General features: G+C 71.6%; 10 protein-coding genes. 4 read left to right on the top strand and 6 right to left on the bottom strand.

Annotation, left to right across the window (positions count from 1 at the left end; genetic code table 11):
• Positions 1-64 precede the first annotated feature (64 nt).
• Positions 65-1,351, top strand: coding sequence for an MFS transporter (locus QJ852_12560; GenBank protein ID WGX99252.1), 1,287 nt, complete (start codon positions 65-67; stop codon positions 1,349-1,351).
• Here QJ852_12560 and QJ852_12555 read toward each other — a convergent pair.
• Complete coding sequence (locus QJ852_12555) at positions 1,344-2,021, bottom strand: class F sortase (GenBank protein WGX99251.1); 678 nt, start codon at positions 2,019-2,021, stop codon at positions 1,344-1,346. The genes QJ852_12560 and QJ852_12555 overlap by 8 nt on opposite strands.
• A 60-nt stretch (positions 2,022-2,081) precedes the next feature.
• Between QJ852_12555 and QJ852_12550 the strand changes: the two genes are divergently transcribed.
• The 3 genes from QJ852_12550 (at position 2,082) to htpX (ending at position 8,549) form a co-directional block, all read left to right on the top strand.
• Positions 2,082-6,668: an ATP-dependent helicase gene (locus QJ852_12550; GenBank protein WGX99250.1), complete on the top strand. Its 4,587-nt coding sequence runs from the start codon at positions 2,082-2,084 to the stop codon at positions 6,666-6,668.
• A gap of 8 nt (positions 6,669-6,676) precedes the next feature.
• A complete protein-coding gene (locus QJ852_12545; protein WGX99249.1) occupies positions 6,677-7,471 on the top strand; it encodes a DNA-formamidopyrimidine glycosylase family protein in 795 nt (264 codons plus the stop codon).
• A gap of 205 nt (positions 7,472-7,676) precedes the next feature.
• On the top strand, positions 7,677-8,549 hold the full coding sequence (htpX, locus tag QJ852_12540; GenBank protein ID WGX99248.1) for a zinc metalloprotease HtpX: 873 nt from the start codon (positions 7,677-7,679) through the stop codon (positions 8,547-8,549).
• Between the two features lie 16 nt (positions 8,550-8,565).
• Here htpX and QJ852_12535 read toward each other — a convergent pair whose 3' ends face one another.
• The 5 genes from QJ852_12535 to QJ852_12515 all read right to left on the bottom strand — a co-directional run bounded on the left by QJ852_12535 (position 8,566) and on the right by QJ852_12515 (position 17,474).
• Complete coding sequence (locus tag QJ852_12535) at positions 8,566-8,877, bottom strand: helix-turn-helix transcriptional regulator (protein WGX99247.1); 312 nt, start codon at positions 8,875-8,877, stop codon at positions 8,566-8,568.
• A 55-nt stretch (positions 8,878-8,932) separates the two neighbouring features.
• Positions 8,933-9,448, bottom strand: coding sequence for a CinA family protein (locus QJ852_12530; protein WGX99246.1), 516 nt, complete (start codon positions 9,446-9,448; stop codon positions 8,933-8,935).
• A gap of 67 nt (positions 9,449-9,515) precedes the next feature.
• The gene (locus QJ852_12525) at positions 9,516-10,205 is read right to left on the bottom strand and encodes a hypothetical protein (GenBank protein ID WGX99245.1); all 690 of its coding nucleotides are present in this window, start codon (positions 10,203-10,205) and stop codon (positions 9,516-9,518) included.
• Between the two features lie 18 nt (positions 10,206-10,223).
• Positions 10,224-11,888 carry a bifunctional UDP-sugar hydrolase/5'-nucleotidase gene (locus QJ852_12520; GenBank protein WGX99244.1) on the bottom strand — a complete coding sequence of 555 codons (1,665 nt, stop codon included), beginning with the start codon at positions 11,886-11,888 and terminating at the stop codon, positions 10,224-10,226.
• A gap of 69 nt (positions 11,889-11,957) precedes the next feature.
• Complete coding sequence (locus tag QJ852_12515; GenBank protein WGX99243.1) at positions 11,958-17,474, bottom strand: ExeM/NucH family extracellular endonuclease; 5,517 nt, start codon at positions 17,472-17,474, stop codon at positions 11,958-11,960.
• Positions 17,475-17,684 lie beyond the last annotated feature (210 nt).

The following is a 17,684-nucleotide window of genomic DNA, read 5'->3' as shown; positions in this document are numbered from 1 at the left end:
CACGATTTCCGGGCCGTCCGACGCCGGTCGTAAAGTTTTCAACCGTGAAGCACACGGTCCACGCATGATCTCGATGAAGTCGTTCTGGACCGCACTTCCCACCGAGGGCCGGTGGCTGCTGTCCACCGTCGCGGTCTCCACCCTGGGCCGCGGTCTGGTCCTGCCCTTCACCCTGATCTACCTGCACGAGGTGCGCGGGTTCGGTCTCGGCGTCTCGGGTCTGCTGATGGCGGTGATCGCCGCCGCGGCCTTCGTGGTGACGGCACCGAGCGGCGCCCTCGTCGACAGGTACGGCGCCCGCGTGGTGCTGCTCGCCGGGCAGTCCGCCATGGTGGCCGGCACCCTGCTGCTGGCGTTCGCGACCACCCCCGCGGCCGCGACGGTCGCGCTCGTCCTGATCGGCATCAACTTCGGCGCCTCGTGGCCGGCCTTCAACTCCCTGATCGCCACCGTCGTCGAGGGCGAGACGCGCCAGCAGTACTTCGGCGTCAACTTCGCCCTGACCAACCTCGGCCTCGGGGTGGGCGGCATCGTCGGCGGCCTGTTCGCGGACGTCGACCGGCCGGAGACGTTCACCGCGATCTACGTCGCGGACGCGCTCGCCGGCCTGGTGCCGCTCGCGCTCTTCCTCGGCCCGCTCCGGCACCTGCACGGCCGGGTCCTGCATCCGCCCCGCGACCTCCTGTCCGGCGCCCTCTCCGGCCCCGCCGCCGGCTACCGCGCCATCCTGCGCAGCCCGGCAGTGCGCTGGCTGACCCTGCTGACCTTCGTCGCCACGTTCATCGGCTACGGCCAGTTCGAGGCCGGGCTGCCGGCCTTCGCCCGGACCGAGGCCGGGCTGTCGACCGGCGTCATCGGGTTCGCCTTCGCCCTCAACACCTTCGTCATCGTGGCCCTCCAGTTCACCGTGATGGGCCGGATCCGCGGACGCCGCCGCACCCGGGTGCTGACGGTGATGGCCGCCCTGTGGGCGTTCGCCTGGCTGCTCGTCGGCACCGGCGCCCTCGCGCCCGGCAGCGCCCTCGCGGTGACCGGCCTGCTCGGGTTCGGCCTGGTCTTCGGGATCGGCGAGACCCTGCTGCAGCCGACGCTGCCCGCCATCAACAACGACCTGGCCGCCGACCACCTCCGCGGGCGCTACAACGCGCTCAACTCGGCCGCCGTCCAGGCCGGGACCGTCGCCGGCCCGATCGTCGCCGGGTTCCTGCTCGAGCACGGTCACGCGTCCACGCTGATCGCGCTCATGGTCGCCGGGTGCGGCGCGATCGCCATCGTCGCGACCGTGCTGGAGCGGCACCTGCCCGCTGCGGTCAACGGCCGGCCCGCCGTCGTACCTGAGCCGGTCAGGTAGCCGCCCCGGACCGACCGGCGAACCACAGGGTGCGGTGCGTCCAGTCGCCCGGTCCTCGTCGCTGCCCGGAGCAGACCACGATGACGACCTCGGCCGGCCCGTCGACCGCGTCCCAGCCGGGGAAGCCGTCGCGGGCCAGGACCTCGCTCCGCTCGGTCACCGTGTAGCAGGCGACCTGGCGCTCGGCGCCCTTCCCGGTCGCCAGCACGATCCGGCCGCCGACGGCGAGGCCGGCGAGCAGCCTGTTGCCCATCGCGGAGCCGTCGGGCCAGGTGTGGGTGTTGAGCAGCACGTGGCCCTGCGCGGAACCGGGCTCGACGCCCCCGCGGTCCCAGGCGAAGGACAGCTTGTCGGACACCGGCGGCACTCCGGGCACACCGGCCGCGTCGCGGGGCAGCGCCAGGACCCGGGCCCCCTTCGCGACCCCGGGGACGGTGATCGAGGTCGGTGCGAAGCCGCTGAGCGCCTGGCGGGCACAGGGATCGGTCGGAGTGGGTGCCGGCGCGGGGGTCGGGGTCGGCATCGCGACCGGCGTGGGTACGGCGGCCGGCGGCTCCGGCGCTTCGTCATCGCGCAGCAGCAGCCACGCGACCAGGAGCGCCACGACGAGCCCGACCACGCCCGACACCAGTGCGAGATCGCGCCGTCGATGCCCCTCCTCCACAGCCACCCGCCCATTGTGCCCCGCGACTGTCGCGGTGGTGTCGGTGCCGTGCGGGAGGATGGCGCCATGGTGGACGTCCGGCAGTCGGATCCGCCGGGCGATCCGCTCGGCCGGTTCAGCGAGGCGACGCGCGCTTGGTTCCGTGCAGCCTTCGCGGAGCCGACCGCCGCCCAGGCCGGTGCGTGGGACGCGATCGCCCGCGACCGGCACACCCTGGTCGTCGCGCCCACGGGATCGGGCAAGACCCTCAGTGCCTTCCTCGCCGGCCTCGACCGGCTGCTCACCACTGCGCCACCCGATGACCGGCTGCACCGCACCCGCGTGCTCTACGTCTCCCCGCTCAAGGCGCTCGCCGTCGACGTCGAGCGCAACCTGCGTGCTCCGCTGACCGGCATCCGGCAGACCGCGGAGCGCCTCGATCCCGGCCGCCCGCTGCCCGAGATCACCGTCGGCATCCGCTCCGGCGACACGCCCGACAGCGAGCGCCGGCGCCTCGCCACCCGGCCGCCCGATGTCCTCATCACCACTCCCGAGTCGCTCTTCCTCATCCTCACCAGCCAGGCCCGCGAGACCCTGCGCGGCATCGAGACCGTGATCGTCGACGAGGTGCATGCGGTCGCGGGCACCAAGCGCGGCGCCCATCTCGCGCTCAGCCTCGAGCGCCTCGACGCCCTCCTGCCCGGGCCGGCACAGCGCATCGGACTGTCCGCGACGGTGCGGCCCACCGAGGAGGTCGCCCGCTTCCTCGGCGGCACCGCACCGGTCGAGATCGTCGCCCCGCCCACCCACAAGGAGTGGGACCTGCGCGTCGAGGTCCCGGTCGAGGACATGACCGAGCTCGGCCAGGTGGTCGAGGACGACGACCCGACCGCACCCCCGGCCCGGGCCAGCATCTGGCCCCATGTCGAGCAGCGGGTCGCCGAGCTGATCGGCGAGCACCGCTCGACGATCGTGTTCACCAACGGACGGCGCACGGCGGAGCGGCTGACCGCGCGGCTCAACGAGATCGCCACCGAGGTGACCACAGAGGGCCTCACGCCCCCCGCCCAGATCATGGCGCAGTCCGGCGCCGCTGCGGGGGCGGCCCCCGTGCTGGCCCGCACCCACCACGGCTCGGTGTCCAAGGAGCAGCGCGCCCTGGTCGAGGACGACCTCAAGTCCGGGCGGCTCCCGGCGGTCGTCGCCACCAGCAGCCTGGAGCTCGGCATCGACATGGGCGCGGTCGACCTGGTGCTGCAGATCGCCTCGCCACCCAGCGTGGCGAGTGCGCTGCAGCGCGTCGGACGGGCCGGCCACCAGGTCGGGGAGACCTCGGCGGGCGTGTTCTTCCCCCAGCACCGCGGCGACCTCGCGCCCGCCGCGGTCGCCGTCGCCCGGATGCGCACCGGCGGCATCGAGGCGCTGCGCGTCCCCGCCAACCCTCTCGACGTGCTCGCCCAACAGGTCGTCGCCGCGACCGCGGCCGACGAATGGGACGTCGACGAGCTGTTCGCGCTGGTGCGCCGCAGCGCTCCCTACGCCCAGCTCCCCCGCTCGGCCTACGACGCCGTGCTCGATCTGCTGGCCGGCCGCTATCCCTCCGACGAGTTCGCCGAGCTCCGCCCGCGCATCACCTGGGACCGCGTCACCGGCGTGATCAGCGGCCGGCCCGGCGCCCAGCGGCTCGCCGTGACCAGCGGCGGCACCATCCCCGACCGGGGCCTCTACGGCGTCTTCCTCGCCGGCGAGGGCACCAACCGGCGCGTCGGCGAGCTCGACGAGGAGATGGTCTACGAGAGCCGGGTCGGCGACGTGTTCGCCCTCGGTGCCACCAGCTGGCGGATCGAGGACATCACCCACGACCGGGTGATCGTGACCCCGGCGCCGGGTGTGCCCGGACGGCTGCCGTTCTGGAAGGGCGACACCGCCGGGCGTCCGACCGAGCTCGGCGAGGCGATCGGCGCGTTCACCCGCGAGCTGGCCGCGGTGCCCGCCGCCGAGGCCGAGGCGCGCGCCCGCGAGGTGGGACTCGACGACAACGCCGCCGCCAACCTGGTCGCCTACCTCCGCGAGCAGGTCGAGGCGACGCGCGTGCTGCCCAGCGACACGACGGTCCTGGTCGAGAGGTTCCGCGACGAGCTGGGCGACTGGCGCCTCGCGGTGCACTCGCCCTACGGCACCGCCGTGCACTCCCCGTGGGCGCTCGCGATCAACGCCCGGCTGCGCGAGCGCTACGGCATCGACGGCCAGGCGCTGGCCTCCGACGACGGCATCGTGATCCGGATCCCCGACACCGACGCCGAGCCGCCCGGTGCCGACCTGATCGCGTTCGAGCCCGACGAGATCGAGGAGATCGTCACCCGCGAGGTCGGCGGGTCGGCGCTCTTCGCGGCGCGGTTCCGCGAGTGCGCGGCGCGCGCCCTCCTGCTGCCCCGCCGCGACCCCGGGCGCCGATCCCCGCTGTGGCAGCAGCGGCAGCGCGCGGCCTCGCTGCTCGAGGTCGCCGCTCGCTATCCCGCGTTCCCGATCGTCCTCGAGACGGTCCGCGAGGTGCTCAACGACGTCTACGACCTGCCGGGCCTGACCACGCTCCTGCGCCGCGTCGACCAGCGCGCGGTCACGGTCACCGAGGTCGAGACGACCCAGCCGTCGCCGTACGCGCGGACGCTGATGTTCGGCTATGTCGCCCAGTTCGTCTACGAGGGCGACTCCCCTCTCGCCGAGCGCCGCGCCGCCGCGCTCACCCTCGATCAGGGGCTGCTCGCGGAGCTCCTCGGGCGGGCCGAGCTGCGCGAGCTGCTCGATCCCGACGTGCTGGCCGAGGTCGAGGCCGAGCTGCAGCGCACCACCCCCGAGCGCCGAGCGCGCGACGCCGAGGGCCTGGTCGACCTGCTCCGCCTGCTCGGGCCGCTCACCGCGGACGAGGTGGCCCGGCGCGCCCGCGAGGACGCGCCGGTCGCCGAGTGGCTGGCCGACCTCGTCGCCGCCCGCCGGGTGGTCGAGGTCCGGATGGCATACGGCCACGCGTGGGCCGTCGTCGAGGACGTCGCCCGACTGCGCGACGGTCTCGGCGTCCCCGCCCCGCCCGGCACTCCCGCCGCGTTCACCGAGCCGGTCGACGACCCGCTCGCCGACCTGGTGGGCCGCTACGCCCGCACCCACGGCCCGTTCACCGTCGACCAGGTCGCGACCCGGCTCGGCCTCGGCGTCGCCGTCGTCCGGCACACCCTGCAGCGGCTGGAGGCGCAGGGTCGGGTGCTGTCCGGCGAGTTCCGGCCGGTCGCCGTGTCGTTGGACGGCGAGGAATGGTGCGACGTCGAGGTGCTGCGCCGGCTGCGGCGCCGCTCACTGGCCCGACTGCGCCACGAGATCGAGCCGGTGGAGCCGACGACGCTGGCCCGGTTCTCGACCGCGTGGCACCAGATCACACCGAGTTCGACGAGAGGGGCGAAGGGCCCGCGCGGGGTCGACGGGCTGCTGCACACCGTCGAGCAGCTCGCCGGCGCACCGATGCCGGCGAGCGCCCTGGAGTCGCTGGTGCTGCCGGCCCGGGTCCGTGACTACGAACCGGCCCTGCTCGACGAGCTGACCGCGACCGGCGAGGTCGTCTGGTCCGGGCACGGCGCGCTGCCGGGCAGCGACGGCTGGGTCTCGCTCCATCTCGTCGATCGGGCCCACCTCACGCTGCCGGAGCCCGGCCCGGTCGAGGATCCCCTCCATCAGCGGGTGCTCGACGTGCTCGCGCCCGGCGGCGCCTGGTTCTTCCGCCAGGTCGCCGACCAGGTCGCGCGCGCCTGCCGCGACGCCGGAGAGGACACTCCCCTCGACGAGGCGGTCAGCGCCGCGCTGTGGGCACTCGTGTGGGCTGGGCACCTCACCAACGACACGCTGACCCCGCTGCGGGCGCTCACCCGCTCGGGGCGTGCGGCGCACCGCACCCGCCGCGCGCCGGCACGCCCCGGCCGCGTCGCCCGCACCGGTCCGCCCGAGACGGCGGGTCGCTGGGCGCTCCTACCGGCCATCGACACCGACCCGACCCGACGCGCCCACGCCGCCGCGGAGCAGCTGCTCGAGCGGCACGGCCTCGTGACCCGCGGCGCGGTGGTCAACGAACGCGTGCCCGGCGGGTTCGCGGCGGTCTACAAGGTGCTGAGCGCGTTCGAGGACGCCGGACGCTGCCGCCGGGGCTACTTCGTCGAGGGCCTCGGCGCCGCCCAGTTCGGCACCGCCGGCGCCGTCGACAGGCTGCGCTCCTTCGGTGCCCCGGCCGGCGGCGAGGCTCCCGACGCCAAGCCGGTCGCCGTCGCCCTCGCCGCGACCGATCCGGCCAACCCCTACGGCGCCGCCCTGCCCTGGCCCGCGGCCGACCGGGAGCAGGACGGCGGGCACCGCCCCGGTCGCAAGGCAGGGGCGCTGGTCGTCCTCGTCGACGGCGCCCTGACCCTCTACGTCGAGCGCGGCGGGCGCACGCTGCTCACCTGGACCGAGGAGCCCGAGCGGCTCGGCCCGGCCGCGGAGGCGCTGTCCACGGCAGTGCGCCGCGGCACACTGGGGCAGCTGACCGTCGAGAAGGCCGACGGCACCGCCCTGCTCGGAAGCGGCGGCCCGCTGCGCGACGCGCTCGCGGCGGCCGGTTTCGTGGCCACTCCCCGCGGCCTGCGGATCCGGGCCTGAGGTGGGCCGTGCCTGAAGGAGACGCGGTCCGCCGTACTGCCGACCGGCTGGACCGGGCGCTGGCGGGTCAGCTGCTCACCGGCTCCGACCTGCGGGTCCCCCGGCTCGCGACCACCGACCTGACCGGCGCCGTCGTCGAGCTGACCGCGACCCACGGCAAGCACCTGCTCACCCGGATGACCATGCCGGACGGCGCCCCGCTCACCCTGCACACGCACCTCAAGATGGAAGGAAGCTGGCGGGTGATCGCGCCCGGCGAGCGCTGGCCCGGCCCGGCTGCGGACGCGCGCGTGGTGCTCCGCAGCGAGCGGGCCGAGGCGATCGGCTTCCGGCTCGGGCTGGTCGAGCTGCTCCCCACAGCCGCGGAGGCGTCCGTCGTCGGGCACCTCGGTCCCGACCTGCTCGGGGCGTGGACCGACGCCGACCGCGCCGAGGCGGTCGCTCGCCTGACCACCCGCCCGGACCGCGTGCTGGGCGAGGCTCTCCTCGACCAGACGGTGGTCGCGGGCATCGGCACGATCTGGCTCGCGGAGAGCTGCTTCGTCCACGGCGTGTGCCCGATCGGACCGGTCGCCGGCCTCACCGATCCCGCTCGCTTCCTCAACCGTGCGCGCCAGATGCTGCAGGCGGCGATGCGCACAGGACGCCCCCTCACGACAGGCGACCGGCGCAACCCGGTCTGGGTCTACCGGCGCCAGCGGCAGCCGTGCCTGCGCTGCCGCACGATCATCGAGGCCGGGTCGGTGGGCCAGCCCGGCCGGGAGCGCACGACGTACTGGTGCCCACGCTGTCAGCCCCGCTGACCGACCGGCCGCGGTCCGGGCGTTCGGTGGGTGCCGCTGCCGTGGGATTCATCAGGGGATGTAGGCGAATGCCCGCTTCTGTAGCGGAGTTCCCCTACAGAACCTCGGATTCGCCTACATCCCGTGATGAATCCACACCCGCCACGTGACCCGGGTCTCGCCGGACGTGCGGAACGCGGCACCCACCGCCATTCGTTGACCTGGCATGCACCGCCATTTCAACGGCCTCAAGACCGCCGGCCTGTTCGGCGCCATCTTCGCGCTGCTGCTCGCGGTCGGCGGCCTGATCGCGGCCGCGACCGGCAGCTCCGCGTTCATCTGGATCTTCGCGCTGATCGGCGTCGGGACCACGGCGTACGGCTATTGGAACTCCGACAAGCTCGCGATCAAGGCGATGCGCGCCTACCCGGTCTCGGAATCGCAGCAGCCGGCGATGTACCGGATCGTGCGGGAGCTCTCCGAGCGCGCTGGCCAGCCGATGCCGGCGCTCTACGTCTCCCCGACCCAGGCGCCCAACGCCTTCGCGACCGGGCGCAACCCGCAGCATGCCGCGGTGTGCTGCACCGAGGGCATCCTCGGCCTCCTCGACGAGCGCGAGCTGCGCGGTGTGCTCGGCCACGAGCTGATGCACGTCTACAACCGCGACATCCTCACCGGCTCGGTGGCCGCCGCCGTCGCCGGCGTGATCAGCTCGGTCGCCCAGTTCCTGGCGTTCTCGTCGATCTTCGGCGGCGGCAGCAACGAAGAGCGCCCGAACCCGCTGGTCATGATCGGCACCGCCCTGCTCGCGCCGTTCGCGGCCGCGGTCATCCAGATGGCGATCAGCCGTACCCGGGAGTACGACGCCGACGAGGACGGTGCCCGGCTCACCGGCGACCCGCTCGCCCTCGCCTCGGCGCTGCGCAAGCTGGAGACCGGCACCGCCCGCGCTCCCCTGGCGCCGACCCCGCAGCTGCAGAACGCCAGCCACATGATGATCGCCAACCCGTTCCGCGCGGCGGACGTGCAGAAGATGTTCTCCACCCACCCGCCGATGGCCGACCGGATCGCCCGGCTGGAGGCGATGGCGGGCCGCTGAGCGCGGGCCGAGCCCGTCAGGCGGCGGAGGCGACGACCTCGCCGGCCCGGCGGGGCGTGATCGGGGTGGGCGCGGCGGCCAGCAGGGCCGCGGCCTCCTCGAGCGCCACCGCGTCGGCGACCTCCCGGAGCACGTCGGACAGCGGCATCTCGAGCGCGTCGCACAGCGACGCCAGCAGCTCCGAGGACGCCTCCTTCTGGCCACGCTCGATCTCGGAGATGTAGCCCAGGCTCACCCGGGCCGACCCGGAGACCTCACGGAGGGTCAGACCCAGCTCGGCACGACGACTCCGCAGGATGTCACCGAGCGATCGGCGAAAGAGCACCATCGCGATCTCCTCTCCGTCGTTGGGCTGGGTGGGTGGTCCGGTCCTGGGCACAACGCTACCCGAGCCCCGAATCTTCCGGGGGCTGCCCGGTCCTTGAGCGCGCCGCGGCCAGCTCAGCGGCCAGTGTCTCGATCGCGGCGTCGACCGTCGCGTCCTGGATCGCGGACCGGTCGCCGGAGAGGTCCAGCGCCACGGCCCGGGTGCCGGCGGGACCGGCCAGGCCGACGTACACGGTGCCGACCGGCTGATCCTCCTGCCGGTCGGGACCGGCCACCCCCGTCGTGCTCAGCGCGTACGCCGTCCCGAGCAGCCGCCGGGCGCCGTCGGCCATCGCCTGGGCACACTCCGCCGACACCACGCCATGGTCGTCGACCACGCGCTGCGGGACGCCGAGCACCTCGACCTTGATGTGGGTCTGGTAGCTGACCACGCCGCCGGCGTACACGACCGAGGAGCCGGGCACCTCGGTCAGCCGGGCCGCGAGCCGCCCCCCGGTCAGCGACTCCGCCGTGGCCACGCTCGCGGCTGCGTCGCGCAGGGCGTGGACGAGGGCCTCGGCCGGTGACTCCATGACCGCATCGTGTCACGGAGCACCGACCGAGGCCCTGTGTCCCCAGCACCCGGTCAGTCGCGTCGGGTCAGCGGCGGACGACCAGGATCTTCTTGACGATCTTGGCCGGCTCCTGGCTGGCGCTGCCGAGGTAGACGACCTTGATCTTCTTGACCCCCAGTGAAGTGAACGCCTTCAGCTTCACCTTCGCCTTGCCGTTCACGACCGCGACGGTCCGGGCCTTCTGCCCCTTGACCTTGACCTTGACCTGCCCGGTGACCGGCTTCCCATCGGCGCCGACGACCGTCACCTTGACCTTGGGCCGGGTCTTGCCGACCTTGACCTTCTTACCGGGCTTGACCTTGGCACTCAGCGCGGCCGCCCCCTTGCTCACGGTCACCGGGACCCGGGCCTGGGTCCCGGTCTGGGCACCGACCAGGGTCAGCGTCTGCGTGCCGGCGGGCGTCGACGACGGCAGGACGACATCGACCCGCGCGGTGCCGGTCTTGTCGATCGCGACAGCGTTGACGGAGTTGTCGAGCGTCGCCTTCCCGAGCAGGCTCCCACCCAGCCGGACCTCGATCTCCGTGTCCTTGACGTCCGTCGCGTTGGACATGCTCCACGACTCGACATCGAAGGCCACCCGGCCGCCAGCCCGGTAGCTCGCGGCGACGTTGTGCACCTCGACGGCGCGCTGGGAGTAGTCGACCGGCAGCGCCGGACCGCCGGCATCGGTGTTGACGTCCATGTAGTGCGTCATCGCCTGGAGGTCGGACACACCCCATTCCGCCTTGCCCTAAGCGTTGCGGAACTCCCAGAACGAGTCACCCCCGCCGGCCAGGAAGGCATTGGCGGTCACCGAATAGGTCTGGGTGGGCACGATGGGTTCGCCGTTCAGCCACATCCCCGTGACATCGCCCACCCAGGTGTCGACCGGGGTGCCACCACCCTGCACCGGTACGGCCGGTGCCGGCACCTCACGGTAGGTGTAGGTGAAGCCCTTCGAGACACCCAGCCGCAGGAAGTAGCGGGTCAGCCCGGAGGGGATCTGGGTGCCGTCCGGCGTACGGGACCACTGCTGCTCGAGGATCTTCTCGATCTGGGCGCCGGTCAGGTCCATGTTGACCAGGCCGTTGGCGAACGGCTGGACGTTGGCCGCCTGGCGGTAGGTCAGGTTGCGGACGTCTCCGGCGACGGAGCCCTCCATCTCGGCACGGAGCCCACCCGGGTTCATGAAGGCGATCTGTGCGCCGCCCTGCTCCGCGGGCGTCTCCGCCCGCTGGACCTCGGCGACCAGATTGCCGAGGGTCGATTCGCCACCGCGGTTCTCAGAGCCGTTGGCCACCTTGGCCCGGTTGAACGGAGCGGCGATCGGGCCGAGTACCTGCTCGCCGATCGGCGTGGCGACGTCGACAGCCTCCTGCACGATCGGCACGACCAGAGGGTCGGGCGTGTACGGCGTGCAGGCGGTGTCGTTGCTGCAGGTCTTGAGGTCGATGATCGACTGGCTCTTCGCCTGGACGTCGCCGGTGTCCGGGTCGACGCTGAAGACGAGCCTGTTGAGCTTCTGGCCGTACTGACCTGCCGAGACCACCGGCCGGTCGGTGACGGGCCGAGCCGCGTCGACCCAGTCCTGGACCGGGAAGCTGCAGTCGTAGGCCAGGTGGGTGTGCCCGGACACGATGGCATCCACATCGGAGGAGACGTTGTTGATGATCTCGGCCCACGGACCCGAGTCGTCCATCGTCGCGCAGTTGGTCGACGGCGCACCCTCGTGGACCAGCATCACGACGAGGTCGACGTTCGCGTCCTCGACCAGGCGGGTCGCCTCGGCGTTGACGGAGTCGACAATGCTCTGCACCTCGATGTCGGCGATGCCGTCGGGAGAGACCAGTGTCGGCAGCGCCTCGGTCACGGCCCCGACGAAGCCGACGTCGACGCCGGCCATCTCCTTGACCCAGGACGCCGGGACGGCGTCATCACCGGTGGCGCGCATCTTCAGGTTGGCCGCGACATACTCCCACTCGGCGCCGCCTTCGGGATTCATCGTCGGGTCGTAGGCGGCCATCACGCGGTCGATGAGGTCGTCGTAGCCCTGGTCGAGCTCGTGGTTGCCCACGGCGGACACCTCGAGGCCGGCCGCGTTGAGCGCATCGATGGTCGGCTTGTCGTTCGAGACGAAGGACTCGAAGGTCGAGGCGCCGATCAGGTCACCGGCGGCGGCGAAAACCGTGTTGGGGTTCGCCGCGCGCAGCTCCTTGACCGCCGCCGACATGATCGCGGCGCCGGCAGCCGCCGAGGTCGGCTCGTTGAGGATCCGACCGTGGAAGTCGTTGGTCCCGATGATCTGGATGTCGACCGGGTCGGCGGCCCGCGCCGGCGGTGCCGCGAGCGCGCTCAGGCCGGAGACGGCTAGGCCGATCCCGAGCGAGCCGAGGAGTAGTTGTTTGGCTGATCGCATGTGCCCCTCCCGAGGACTGTTCGCTGGACTTGAGAAGACGGTGGCTGGACCGGTCGTCACCGGCCCATCTCAGCGCCGGACCACCCACACCGTCGTCACGCTCTTGGCGGGTGCGAGCAGGGCGCTGCCGGAGTAGCCGATCTTGATCCGCTTGGCTCCGGTGGAGGTGAACGCCTTCAGCTTCACCTTCGCCTTGCCGTTCACGACCGCGACGGTCCGGGCCTTCTGCCCCTTGGCCTTGATCGTCACGCTGTCCGTGACCGCGACGCCGTCCTGGGTCGTGACGGTGACCACCACCTTGGCCTTCGTCTTGCGGAGCTTGATCTTCTTGGGCTTGGTCTTGACCGCAACCGTGGCCGATCCCTTGGCCACCGGACCGACCTGGGCCGAGATCGCGGTGGCGTCGGCATGACCCGCGGCGTGGGCGGTCACCGCGACGGTGATCCTGGTGCCGACCTGCCCGCTTCCCAGGACCAGCGTGCGGCCGGTGGCGCCGGGGATCGGCGCACCGTCGGCGTACCACTGGTAGGCGACCGAGCTGGGCTGGGGCTGCCACGTACCGGCACTCGCGGTCAGGGTCTGGCCGATCCGCGCCGTTCCGGAGACCGACGGCGGCACCTGGTTGACGACGGGCGTCTCGGTCGGCTCCTGTCCACCCGCGATCTGGACGACCACGGGGATCGAAGTGCCTGTCGTGACCCCAGAGACCGTCAGCTCGGTCGCTCCGTTGAAGACGTCATTCGGAAGGGTCACCGACACCGACGAGGTGCCGTACCTGTCGTAGGGCTGGTTGCCGACGGCGTTGTCGACCGCGAAGGTGCCGAGCACAGTCCCGCTGAGCCGGACCTCCAGCTCGCTGTCGTGCTGGTCGCCCGGAGCCGACATCGTCCACGATCCGACCTCGAACTCGACCGTATCGCCCGGGCCGTACGACGCCGGGGCGTCGTCGGGCAAGGTGATCTCGACGCCGCGCTGGCTGTAGTCGACCGGCAGAGGGTCGGTGGCGTACTGCTTCATGTAGTCGACCATCGCCTCGAGGTCCACCTTGCCGGTGTCGACCTTCTGGGCGCCGTCGGCGAACGTCCAGAAGTTGTCGCCGCCACCGCCGAGGAACGAGTTGACCGTGACCGAGTAGACCTGCGCCGCGTCGACGGGCTCTCCGTCGAGCCACATCCCGGTCACCTCGCCCTGGAAGGTCTGCACCGGGGCCGAGTTCGGCGCCGTGACGGTCACGGGCGTCTCGTCGTAGGTATAGGTGAAGCCCTGGGACACGCCGAGCCGCAGGAACGGCCGCGACGGCACGCTCCCCGTCGCCGTGCGCTGCCACTGCTGCTCGAGGATCTCCTCGAGCTGGGCCCCGGTGAGCTTCATGTTGACCAGCGTGTTGGCGAACGGCTGCACGTCCGCGGCCTCACGGAAGCTGAGGTTCACGCCCGCGCCGGTGTCGGTGCCGTCCATGTCGGCGCGGAGGCCGCCCGGGTTCATGAACGCGATGTCGGTCTCGATTCCGGCCGCGTCCGTGGCCCAGCGCTGCACCTCGGCGATCTGGTTCGACAGGGTCGACTCGCCGCCCCGATTCTCCGTGGCGCCGGCCGAGGAGGTGTACGTCGCCCGCTTGAACGGCCCGGTCATCTTGCCGAGGATCGTGGCGCCCTCCGCGGCGGCGTAGTCCACCGCGTCGTCCACGATCGCCTGCACGGTCGGGTCCGGGGCGTAGCCGACACCGGCGGCGGCGATCACGTCCTGGCCGATCGCCTTCAGGTCGCCGGAGCTCTCGTCGAACTTGAAGACGAGCTGGTTGAGGTTGGTGCCGTACTGACCGGCCGAGACGACAGGCCGCTTCTTGACGGTGCGACTGCTGTCGGCCTGCCAGTCGGGCACGGGATAGCGGCAGTTGTAGGCCAGGTGCGTGTGCCCCGAGATGATCGCGTCGACGTCGGCGGACGTGTTCTGGACGATATTGCCCCACACTGTCGCCGGGTCGGTGAAGCTGGCCGAGTTGCAGTCGGTGGTCGGCGCGCCCTCGTGGACCAGCAGGATGACGATCTCCGCGCCCGCGGTCTTCAGTGCGTCCGCGGCGGCGTTGGTCGCGTCGACCACGTCGGTGACGGTGATGTCCTCGATGCCCTCGGGATTGACGAGACCGGGCAGGTCCTCGGTCACCGCACCCACGAAGCCGACCTCGACGCCGTCGAGCGTGGTCGTCCAGGTCTCGGCGAGCTTGTCGCTCTCGGCGACGTCGGGCGCGTAGTCGAGGTTGGCCGCGATGTACTCCCAGTCGGCCAGGCCCCGGATCCGGTCCGCGAGGTCGGTGTATCCCCGGTCGAACTCATGGTTGCCGGCCGCGGAGACATCGAGGCCCATCGCGTTGAGGGCGTCGATCGTCGGCTCGTCGTCCTGGATGAAGGACTCGAAGGTGGAGGCTCCGACCAGGTCGCCGGCCGCCACGAATGCGGTGGCTCCGGGCGGGAACTGACCCTCGAGGTCCTTGACGGCGGTCGCGAACGGGGCGGCACCGGCGGCGTTGCCGGCGTCGGGCAGCAGCCGGCCGTGGAAGTCGTTGGTGCCGATCACCTGGATCTCCTTGTAGGAGGTCGGGGTGAAGTCGGGGACGTCGAGGCCGACGATCTCCGGGTTGTGGTCGGAGGTCGCCCACGGCTGGTTGGGCAGCCAGAAGTCGGTGACGTTGTAGTTGTAGCGGCTGTACTGGAAGGACGCGGCCTCGTTGGCGTTGATCTCCCAGATGTCGGCGCCGGTCACCATGTCCATGGCTGCCTGGTTGCCGAGCACATGGTCGAGGGAGCCGGACAGGCCCTGGTAGGAGTAGCTCTCGTCGCCCTCGTCGTTCGACTCGATCAGCGTGTAGTCCGCCGCGGTGAGGACGCCGATCGGGTCCTCCTTCGTGTACGAGTTGAAGTCACCGGCGAGGAAGACCGCGTCGACCTCCCTCTCGGCGGCGAAGTCCTCCGCGAACTGCACCAGACGGGTCGCCTGGCGGACCCGGTCGCCGTTGAACGCGCCGACCTCGCCGTTCTGCGCGTTGTCACCGGTCGCCGGCGGGATCGGTGCCTGGTTGTCGCCCTTGGACTTGAAGTGGTTGACGATCACCGCGAAGCCGTCGCTGTCGGGCGCGCCCTTGGCCTTGAAGACCTGGGCGAGTGGCTCGCGGGCGTTGGCGAACTCGGTGGTGCCGAACAGGATGTCCGACCCGCCGACCGGCTCGACCTTCGCGACCTTGTAGATGAACGCCGGGCGGATCACGTCCTGCTCGGCGACGGCCGCCGCGGTCAGCGCCTCGCCCGGGCTCTTCACGTAGGCCCAGGTGTCTGCCCCCGGCGCGGCGTTGAGGATGTCGACCAGCCGGGCGACGGCGTCGTCCCGGTTGGTCTCGCCGGGGAGCTTGATCGAGTTCTCGACCTCCTCGAGGCCGACGACGTCGGCACCGAGCGCGTTGATCGTGTGGACCAGCTTGGCCTCCTGGCGCGCCAGGCTGGCGGCGGTCGCCGCCCCGCGGGGGCCGCGGCCGTCGTTGTCCTTCGACTCGTCCTTGTCCGGCGTCGTCGGGTCGTCGAGCAGACGGACGCCACAGGAGTTGTTGCCGATCCGAGCGCCGTTGACCGACGGCGGACCCGGGTCACCGCGGTCGGTGTAGTAGGTGCAGAAGGTGTCCAGGGGCGGTTCCTGCAGCGGTCCGGCAGCCGAGTAGGCCTCGCCGGTCGTGTTGAAGTAGTTGAGGACGTTGAAGGTCGCGATCTTGAGATCGCCGGTGCGCCCCGGCGTCATAGTCAGCACGTCAGCGGGCGTCGCGTCGGCCGCCCGCGTGTCCTCGAAGGTCGCCACGGAGGCCCCGTTGGTGGTGACCTGACTCTGGGGCTGGAACTTCCAGATGTCGTTGCGCCAGTCGAACACCACGTCGGACTGGAACTCCACGCCCGCGCCGACCCGCGGCGGCGCGGCCACCGCGTTGCCGTCCGATCCGGTGAGCCACGGGAGTGGCTGCGCCTTGGTGGCCTGGCTGGAGAGGTACCGGGTGGTCGAGCCGTCATCGAGCGCCACAGCCCGGCGCGCATTCTCGTTTCGCACCGCCTGGAGCGCATCGGGGTCTGACGCGTCGGCGAACTCGCTCGGCTGCTTGAGCGGGCCTTCTCCCGACGCGAGGGTGATCTCGCCGAAGTCGTTGGTGGAGTAGACGTTGCTGACCGTGAACGTGCCCTGCGGGTCGACCAGCTCGCCCTCGTACTTCTCCCGCTCCTCGTCGGTCGTCGGGTACGTGAAGGCGCGCGGCGTGACGGTGCCGAGCGACGTACCGAGGACAGTCACTCCCCCGGCGCCGGGCACGATCTGGGTCAGGTTGTAGAACTCCGCGATCCGGCCGGTCACCCGCACCGAGTCGCCGACCTGGATGCCCGCCGGGATGTTGGCATTGGTCGTGCCCCCGTAGACGAAAAGGCCGTCCGAGGCATCGGGCGTGTCGACGCCGGGTGTCTGGATGTACATGCCGTTGAAGCCGCCGGTGTAATAGACGGCGGTCACGACCCCCTCGGTCGCCTTGACCTCGGCGCCTTGGCCGTTGCCCGTCTCCGGCGCGAAGGGCGAGCGGGCGCCCGTGCCCTGGATCTCCGCGATCGGGGTGACCGCGAGCTGCTCGTCGATCTGGATCGTGAAGGTCGCCGTCGCGGTCGCCGGGGTCGGCGTCGCGGAGTCGGTGGCCGTCACGGTGATCTCGACGGGACTCGGGGTGACGGTCGTCGGCGTGCCGCCGATCTGGTTGCCGGCGAGCTCCAGCCCGTCCGGAAGCGTCCCTGCGGTCACAGCCCAGGTGTACGGCGACGTGCCGCCGCTCGCCTGCAGCGTGATCGGTGAGATCGCCTGGTTCCGGGTGAAGGTCTTGTTGCCGGGATTCGTGGCCGACAGCGGCTGCGCGATCGCGCCCAGCCCTTCGGGGCTGGGAGTCGCGGGCGCGTTGAAGTCGGTGGCGTTGTTGTCGCCATCGGTGGTGTTCTTGCGCTGGACCGAGGTCGTTGTCGACAGAGCGCCGGCCGGCGCCGTCTCTGATGAGCTCGCAGTGCCGTAGCCGACGAAGTCGACGACGTTGGCCGCGGTGTGCATCGACGTCCCGACCGCCGTGACCGCGGCGACCCCCTGAACCAGCATCACCTGTCCGTTGGAGCCTGCCATGTTCAAGGCTGTGCCGCTGTAGTCCGGCGCAGGCACGTCAGCGCCACCGCACGGGTTCCCACTGCAGTTGTTCGGGTTGCTCACCTGGACGAGGTACTTGCTTCCGGCAGGCACACTCACGTCCGGCAACGGCAGGACCGAGACGGTGCCGGTGCCACCGTAGGTCGCGCTCCGGTACTGCAGGCTCAGTCCGTTGAGCGGCTGCGCTGTCCCGGTCGGATTCAGCAGCTCGACGAAGTCGGACTTGTAGGCGGCCGATGCGGACGTCGAACCACCCCCGCCGTAAACCTCGTTGATGATCATCCCGGTGCTGGCGGCCTGAGCCGTGCCCGCGGTGAGAACCGCGACACCGGACAGCGCGAGGGCCGCACCGAGGGAGCCGAAGAGGAACTGCTTCGCTGAACGCATGAGCTACTTCCGAGGTCGTCAAAGCGGCAAGGGACAACCGTGCACGCGCGCACCCGAGAGAAGTTGGCGAGAACGGCAGGGAAGGGTCCTTAACCTAGGCTGATCTCAGGCACCGCTGGCAAGGGGCTGAGGAAAACCAAGTGACGAAAAGGTGACGACAAGCCGTCAGATTTTGCTCTTGCGGGATGGAGCACCGCAGGATCTACGTCG

The sequence above is a fragment of the Nocardioides sp. L-11A genome (assembly GCA_029961745.1).
GTDB lineage: Bacteria > Actinomycetota > Actinomycetes > Propionibacteriales > Nocardioidaceae > Nocardioides.
This window is presented reverse-complemented; position numbering and strand designations above follow the sequence as displayed.